The following is a 7,401-nucleotide window of genomic DNA, read 5'->3' on the forward strand; positions in this document are numbered from 1 at the left end:
GGGGTGGACCTGGGAGAGCGAGCGCACGATCCACCGCGAGGGCACCACCGCGACCCGCGAGGACGGCACCACGTTCCACCGAGGCGGGATCGACGTCGAGACCGGCCGGCCGATCGAGCCGCTGCAGCGTGGCGAGCACGCGGTCGACGGGATCGCGACGTCGCCGCACGGTCTGCGGATCGGGATCGAGTGCGAGCTGACAGCCAAGCAGGCCCACCGATACGCCGCGATCCTGCCGGCGCTGGCGACCGATCTGCGTCATGACCGGGTGCACTACTGGGCGCCAGCCGAGGTCGCGCCGCACGTCTCGACCGCCGTCGACCGGTTCAACGTGGCGGTGGAATCGGGCACCTGGCGCGCGCCGATGGGCACCAGGGCGAAGAACCCGATCGTGGTGAAGTCGCTTGACGACCTGGGCAAAGTAATGGACGGATCGAGCGTGATCCCGATCGGCTGAGGCGACGTCGCCGCAGATTAGCGACCAAGAATGCTTGCTTACATCGAAGAAACCAAGTAGACTTGCACACATAAGCAAGGCGCCCCGCACCGGATTGGGACCGGCCGGGGCAGAGACACCACACCAACCGTTGAGGAGCGGAATGATGTCTAAGAAGAAGGCTATCCACTACGAGCCGGCCCCGTGGGAGCGAGTCCCCTGGCAGGCCCGAATCATGGGTCGAGCGGGCTACTGGCTGGCGAATGCCGCCGTGTTCCCGGCGATCCCGACCGCCCGATTCACGCGGGCGAAGTTGGCCGCTCGGCCGACCGCGAGCGAAGAGCTCTGGACCGGCATCGGCGCGGCCGCCGGCATCGGCGTGCTGGCCTCGATCACCGGCAGCCCGGTCGAGGTGCTGCAGGACTTCTGGGGTCCGATCGTCGGTGGCGGCTGGTCGGGTCTGATGAACGGCATCACCGCGAGCGGTACGCCGATCCTGTCCGACGTCACGGCCGCCCTGGTGCCCGAGCACGTCGGCACCCTGACCGGCGAGGAGATCGCCGCGTGGCTGGGCTGGACGACCGCCTCGGGCGTCGGGGTCGGCGCGGCCTGGTCGGGTCTGATGCGGCCGGCCCGCGAGCGGGACCCGTACCTCGGGCCGGAGCGGAAGGCAGCCCGCGAGGCGGTCAAGGAGGACACCTCGCACCGCAAGAACCGCCGCCGGCAGCAGTGGGCGCACGAGGGGCCGAAGGTCCTGGGTTCGACCGTGCCGGCGCTGCGGCCGGTCACGCGGGCGATCGCGCGGCCGCTCCCGGAGCCGCACGAGGTCAGCGGCAAGCAGGCAGCCGCCGGCGGCCTGGTCGGGGTGGCGCTGCGCGGTACGGCGTACGCGCTGGGCGAGCGGGTCTACCTCGACCGGCACCGGCACCTGATCGTGTTCGGCGAGACCGGCACCGGTAAGTCGGTGCTGCTGGAGCGCCAGATTCAGGACTCCATCGCGTCGGGTGCCGAGGTCGTGTTCATCAACTGCAAGGAGGAGGACCGGCAGAAGGGCATGGGCGGCCGGCTGGCCGCATACGCCCGATCGATCGGAGCGAGCGGGGTAGCGCTCGACACCACCGAGGAGGGCCGCTATCAGCCGTTCGTCGGGACCGCCGACGAGATCCGCGCCCGCCTCATGGGCATGGTGGTGTGGACGGAGTCGTACTACGAGGACGTCGCGACGGTCGCGCTCGACCTGGCGCTCCAGATCGCGGAGAAGTACGCCGACCCGCTGGCCAGCCTCCCCGACATCATCCGGGACCTGGTCGACGGCCAGGCCGAGAAGATCGCGCACCAGCAGGGTGACGAGTTGGCCCAGAAGTTGGCGGCCGTGCTCGAGGACGGTCAGGCCCGCGCCTCGGCGCTGCGGTGGGCATCGCTGGCGATCAAGTTGCGGAACTGGTCGAGCCCGGTCGGCTTCCGGCTCGGAGAACAGGACTTCACCGCGTTCGACCTTCCCGCGGCTTCGGAGGCCGATGCGGCGCAGGCGCTGCTGCGGGCGGTGCTCTCCGACGTCACCGCGTACATGACGCCCTCGACGGGCCGCCGGCCCGACCGTGAGCGGCCGCTGCACATCTACATCGATGAGTTGTCGGCGCTCTCCTCCGATGAGGTGATCCTCGGCCAGGGCGTCAACATCGTGGAGCGCGCCCGGAGCAACAACGGGCGAGGCGTGTTCTCGACCCAGAGCATGCACGGCCTGGGGCCGTCGCAGATCGCGGCGCGGTTCGTCAACAGCGCTGACGTGGTCTGCTTCCGGGTGAGCGACCCGGAGACGGCCGAGTGGGTCGCGAAGGTCGCCGGCACGCACATGGTGACCGAGACCAGCAGCCAGCGGGAGGGCACCGAGCACACCGACGTCGGGACCGACCGCCGGCAGCGAGCGTTCAAGATCCACCCGGACGAGATCAAGGAGCTCGACAACGGTCAGGCGTTCTGGAAGACCGCGCGGGCGCGGTGGGCGCTGGTGTCGGTGTCGATGTCCGGGGCGTCGATGGGCCGGCTCCCGGAGCCGCGTCTGTCGCGTCGCGAGCGTCGCGCGCTGGCCGAGGAGAAGCGGGCGGCCGCGATCGATGAGGCCCTAGAGCACATCGTGCCAGCAGGACCGACCGGCCCGCCGCCGAGCAGCCAGCCGATCATGCCGGCAGCCGTTCGACTCAGCACCGATGAGGAGTGGTGAGCCATGGCGGCCGCGCTGATGGTCGGGGTGCTGCTGATGATGACCGGGCTTACCGCCCTGGTCCTGGGATTCGTGACGGCGTACGTGGAGGCTCGGAAGGGGTGGCAGCGATGACTGCGACGACGGAGGAGACGGTTCGGCTGCAGGACGAGGCGCGCCGGCTCTACGCCGAGAGCGTGGAGGCCGAGATGCCGCTGACCGGGCGGCAGGTGGGCGAGCGGTTCGAGCGCTCGGAGCGCTGGGGCCGGGACCGGATCGCGGAAGTACGGCAGCAGATCGAGCGGGAGGCGGCAGCCGCGCGGCTGCCGGTCCTGGTCGACCCGGCTGCCGTCGAGGTCGAGCGGCAGCCGCTGCAGGAGCAGGCGGCAACGGCGGCAGCCGTCGAGGTGCCGGCCGAGGTCGAGCGGCAGCCGCACGGCAGCCGCGCCGGCGTCGGCTGGGCTCGGTTCGGGTTCTGGCTCGGGCTGGGCGTCTCGATCGCGGCGAACGTGCTGCACGCCCTGCAGCCGGCAGCGCCGGCGGCCGCCGTGGTCGGCTCGGCCGTGTGGCCGGTGCTGCTGCTGATCGCGGTCGAGGTGCTGAGCCGGGTCGACTGGGGCGAGCACCGAGGCCAGCGGATCGCCGGCCTGACCGGCGCCGGCGTGGTGGCGATCGTCGCGGCGATCGCGTCCTACCAGCACATGCGCGGGCTGCTGCTCGGCTGGGGTGAGCCGCCGTTCCTGGCCGCAATCGAGCCGATCGCGGTCGACGGTCTCATGGTGTTGTGCGGCATGGCGTTGCTGGTCGCCGGCCGTCACACTGGTCACGAGGAGGTGTCCCGATGACGCTCGGACCGATCACGTTGACGCCGGAGAACATCGAGGCGATCAAGATCCTGACCGTCGTGACGGCGGTGCTCGGGGTCGGTTACATCTGGTCGTGCGTGCGGCATCCGTACAAGAGCTGCAACACCTGCAAGGGCAAGGGTCGCCACTTCTCGGGGATCTTCAACGGGGCGTATCGGCCGTGCCACGGGTGCAGCGGCAGCGGCCGCCGGCGGAGGTTCGGCGCGATCGCGATCCGCCGAGGAGAGCAGGTGTTCCGCTCCTCGAAGTTCGCACCGAGGACGTACAGCAGGAAGCGCTGAGCGCTCTAGAATCAGCGCCAGAAGGCCCGCACTGGGAAGGTGCGGGCCTTCGTGCGTCCGGAGCCGTAGGAGGCTCTCAGACCGGCTGGGAGTGAGTTGCTGGGGTAAGCGTGACCCAGGCCCGAGAGTGGCTCCCTCGGCGGGGGTTCGGGGGCGTAGCCCCTGACGTACGTCACGACGTCGAGCAGCCGGCGACGTGGGGAGGTGTCCGGGCGCGTAGCCGGCGCTGCACCCCTCCCGCCTCATGGCGATTCGGTGCGCGCGGACGCGCCGACGCTGGTCAGGCCGGCAGCGTGAGGCGATCGGCTGGGAGCCGTCCGGCCCTGGTCGAGCGCGACCCGGACCCGGAAGTCACCGGCGCGTCGATCGGACGCCGGCGACGATCCACGGGCAAAATGCGAATCGCCCGGCCACTGTGGAGTTGGCGCTCCAGGACCGGGCGAAACACGCAATAAACCAACAGCGCCAGTCTAGGCGACGCGGCCGGAGTGCGGAACTCCGAGACACGCAGAGCGGCCATCCTGCGAGACCAACGGCCCGCCTCCTAGCCCGAGGTGCGAGCCGTCAGACGGGGTTGATCCCGGAGTGCTCGACGGAGGGTGTTGCTCGGCCAGGCGAAAGCGGCCGAGCGGAACACGGCAGGCCCAGCCCGACGCGTGGCAGCGTGCCGGACCCTAGCCAGGGCCGGCCAGATCGAGCACACATCCCGCCCTGACGCGGAGCCCAACGGCCCGTGTGCGTAGCGACCGACCGACCGACCGACCGGTGCCGGCAGCAGCGTCCCCCATGGAGACCAACCCCGTGTTGCGTCTTCATGGGGCTCCCGCTCTCTCCCTCGCTCCCTCCCGGTGGCCGCGCCCGGGGGTTGCGCTGCAGCCAGGTCGAGCCGGCGGCCGCCGGGTGGGTGCGAGGGAGACGACCAGCCCGAGCGGTAGCGAGGTCCCTTCCACCCAGAGCGTCAGCTGCAGCGCGAGCGTGGGTGTGCCGGCGGGACCCTGCACCCACCGACACCAGACGCCGGCAGCATCACGAGGGGTTCGAGATCTCCGGCCCGGAAGTTGGCAGGCGACCGAGCGCGCCAGGATCCGCCTAGAAGAGGCGGGCGCGAATCGCTGCTGCCGGTGGGGACACTCGCCGCGACCGGTCGACCTCGGCGGACCAGGGCAACGCAAGCAGCGGGGGGAGCCAGGTGCCGGCGGACGTCCGCGTACCCCAGCAACTCACTGGCGCACGTGTCGACACAGACTTGCAGGCAAGAAAACTTGCCCACATAGTGAGAAGAAACCAAGTCGACCAGGGTTCATACGAGAATCCAAGTAGACTTGCCTACATGAACAACACACAGAGAGTTCCGCTGGAGCCGATCGAGGCAGACCCGATCGACTGGTACCGCGGCCGCGACATCCCGACCGAGATTGCGCCGCTGCTGCTGCGCTCGCTGGACCGATCCGGCGTACGGCTCGGCGCGTACGACCGCCGGCTGATCGAGTGGGCATCGTTCGCGTGGGACCAGCCGACCATGGTCACGATCGTTTCGTGGATCGAGCGGGCGTACGACAGTGGTTACCGCGAGGCGCTGGACGGCAAGGAGTCGACCGAGACAGAGGAGACGCTCCGATGAGCGGCCGCGACCTCGAGGCGGACGGCCGAGCGCTGAGCCCGGCAGCCGTCGCGGAGATCACGGCGACGTTCAACAGCATGACCCTCACGACGCTGACGGTCGAGGAGTACGTCCGCCGGCACGACCCCGATGGAGTCTGGCGGGGCGACGTCTGCGGGTGCACTGATGATCGGTGCGTCGGCTACCACCACGGCGCCGGCGAGCGGTGCGGTTGCCTCGACGTCCTGCTGGACGAGCTGCACGACGAACTGTGCGACGCCTACAACGCCCGGAAGGCTGTCGAGGCCGAAGAGGTCGAGGAGACGACGGTCACCGCCGCGCCGGATGAGGCGATCGCGGAAGCAGAGTGGGCGGCCGAGCACGAGGAGTACGGGCGATGAGCCGGCGCGACGAGGAGCGGCCGCGAACCCTCGCCGAGATGGAGGAGATCGACCGGCACGAGGAGATGTTGGGCGCGCTGTCGCGTCAGGTGCTCGACCAGGCGGACGACGCCGGCGACCGGGCCGAGGCGATGACGTACGTGCTCGACCGGCTGCGGTGGCAGATCGCGGCGACCGAGGCCGGCCGGCAACTGTGGTCACAGGCATGGGCCGAGGCGGAGGCCGCGATCCAGAGCCGGCGAGCGCGAGACGAGGCGTACGGCATCGAGCGGCCGCCGGCCGTGGTCGATCACGACTGCATCGTGTGCGGTGGGCCGATCGCCGGCGACCGGCTGATGTGCGAGAGCTGCACCGAGAACGCAGAGGAGATCGAGCGATGAGCACCGAGCAGATTCCGGGTCAGATGAGCATGACCGCCGGCGAGATTCGCGATGCGCTCGACCGGATCGAGGCGGGTTATCCCGATCAGCCGGCTTGGCTTCGGCCGCTGCTGATGGTCGAGGACGCGAAGCGCATTCGTGTCCTGTCCGACCACCTGATTACTGAGCAGGTTGCCGGCGCTCGATCGGCTGAGCACGACACGAAGATCGTGCGCCTGGAGGAGATCCCCGACGCCGGCGGCAGCGCCGGCCTGGCGCTGGTCGACCGAGGTCGAGCACGCGGCAAGAAGATGTATGGATGGGACGTCATCGGCTGGGTCCTGGGGATCACCGGCGAGGCTGCGCGGCAGCGCTACGGGCAGTAGCCATGAGGCTCCACCGTGCCAGCGATGGACAATCCTGTACTAGCGGCGTACGCTGGCGCGTACACAATTAATACACTGAAAAGCGGAAAATAAGAGGGTGTCTGGGTGTGTTTCTCCTAGTCAAGTGGGGTTTCCTGCCCCGCCCCCGACCACACGCACACCACATACACACTCCTTCGTCGGTCCATGTGGTGTGCGTGTGGTCGGGGGCGGGGCAGGAAGTGAGTTAGTAGTGGTTGGTAGTTGATAGAAGTTGGTAAAGATAGATAAGTGATAAAGAGATAAAGAGAAAGAAGAAAAGAGAAGAAGAAAAAGAAAAAAGATTTAATGTGAAAAACAGTGCGGGATAAGAGATAGCGATAAGAGAAGTAAGAAGGTGACAAGAATGATTAGTGAGAAGATGTCGGGCGAGGATGCTCGTAAGGCTAGGTCTGATAAAGGTTCAAAGAGAATCGTTGCTCGGGATCTAGAGGCTTTGGCTTTCATCGAAGATATGCGGGCTATTGCTGAGTCTGATCTAGGGGTTTTGCTGGCACGTCTAGCAGGTGGCTCGGACCCGGTGAAGCCCTCGGGGGTGCGTCACGTCGTGAAGCGCTGGGCGGATCAGGGGTGGGTGTCCACACGTCCGAACCCATGGCAGGGGGGTCGAATTGTGGAGTTGAAGACCGCTGGCGCTCTGCTGGTCACGGGGGTCGACCGACGTCCTACCCCGGTCGCGTTCGCTCTGATTCCCCACACGGTTTGGCTCTCCCGCATCCGGCTCGCCTACGAGGGGCAGGGGTGGACCTGGGAGAGCGAGCGCACGATCCACCGCGAGGGCACCACCGCGACCCGCGAGGACGGCACCACGTTCCACCGAGGCGGGATCGACG

At 68.5% G+C, this 7,401-nt stretch carries 9 protein-coding genes; all 9 read left to right on the top strand.

The features are described 5' to 3' along the window. The coding region (locus ACZ6WN_RS30455; RefSeq protein WP_465870023.1) for a hypothetical protein at window positions 1-457 on the top strand (457 nt) is incomplete at its 5' end. 145 nt (window positions 458-602) lie between these two features. Beyond that, the gene (locus tag ACZ6WN_RS30460) at window positions 603-2,657 is read left to right on the top strand and encodes a type IV secretory system conjugative DNA transfer family protein (protein WP_465870024.1); all 2,055 of its coding nucleotides are present in this window, start codon (window positions 603-605) and stop codon (window positions 2,655-2,657) included. A gap of 110 nt (window positions 2,658-2,767) precedes the next feature. Continuing rightward, the gene (locus ACZ6WN_RS30465; protein ID WP_465870025.1) at window positions 2,768-3,481 is read left to right on the top strand and encodes a DUF2637 domain-containing protein; all 714 of its coding nucleotides are present in this window, start codon (window positions 2,768-2,770) and stop codon (window positions 3,479-3,481) included. Further along, window positions 3,478-3,783: a hypothetical protein gene (locus ACZ6WN_RS30470; RefSeq protein ID WP_465870026.1), complete on the top strand. Its 306-nt coding sequence runs from the start codon at window positions 3,478-3,480 to the stop codon at window positions 3,781-3,783. Before ACZ6WN_RS30465 ends, ACZ6WN_RS30470 begins: the two co-directional genes overlap by 4 nt. A 1,330-nt stretch (window positions 3,784-5,113) precedes the next feature. Further along, window positions 5,114-5,404, top strand: coding sequence for a hypothetical protein (locus ACZ6WN_RS30475; RefSeq protein WP_465870027.1), 291 nt, complete (start codon window positions 5,114-5,116; stop codon window positions 5,402-5,404). Next, on the top strand, window positions 5,401-5,784 hold the full coding sequence (locus ACZ6WN_RS30480; protein WP_465870028.1) for a hypothetical protein: 384 nt from the start codon (window positions 5,401-5,403) through the stop codon (window positions 5,782-5,784). Before ACZ6WN_RS30475 ends, ACZ6WN_RS30480 begins: the two co-directional genes overlap by 4 nt. Then, the gene (locus tag ACZ6WN_RS30485) at window positions 5,781-6,164 is read left to right on the top strand and encodes a hypothetical protein (RefSeq protein ID WP_465870030.1); all 384 of its coding nucleotides are present in this window, start codon (window positions 5,781-5,783) and stop codon (window positions 6,162-6,164) included. Before ACZ6WN_RS30480 ends, ACZ6WN_RS30485 begins: the two co-directional genes overlap by 4 nt. Next, window positions 6,161-6,529 carry a hypothetical protein gene (locus tag ACZ6WN_RS30490; protein ID WP_465870032.1) on the top strand — a complete coding sequence of 123 codons (369 nt, stop codon included), beginning with the start codon at window positions 6,161-6,163 and terminating at the stop codon, window positions 6,527-6,529. Before ACZ6WN_RS30485 ends, ACZ6WN_RS30490 begins: the two co-directional genes overlap by 4 nt. A gap of 658 nt (window positions 6,530-7,187) precedes the next feature. Continuing rightward, window positions 7,188-7,401, top strand: a 214-nt coding sequence (locus ACZ6WN_RS30495; RefSeq protein ID WP_465870033.1) for a hypothetical protein, incomplete at its 3' end; no start/stop codon positions are given.

The organism is Nocardioides sp. NPDC054178 (assembly GCF_055585005.1).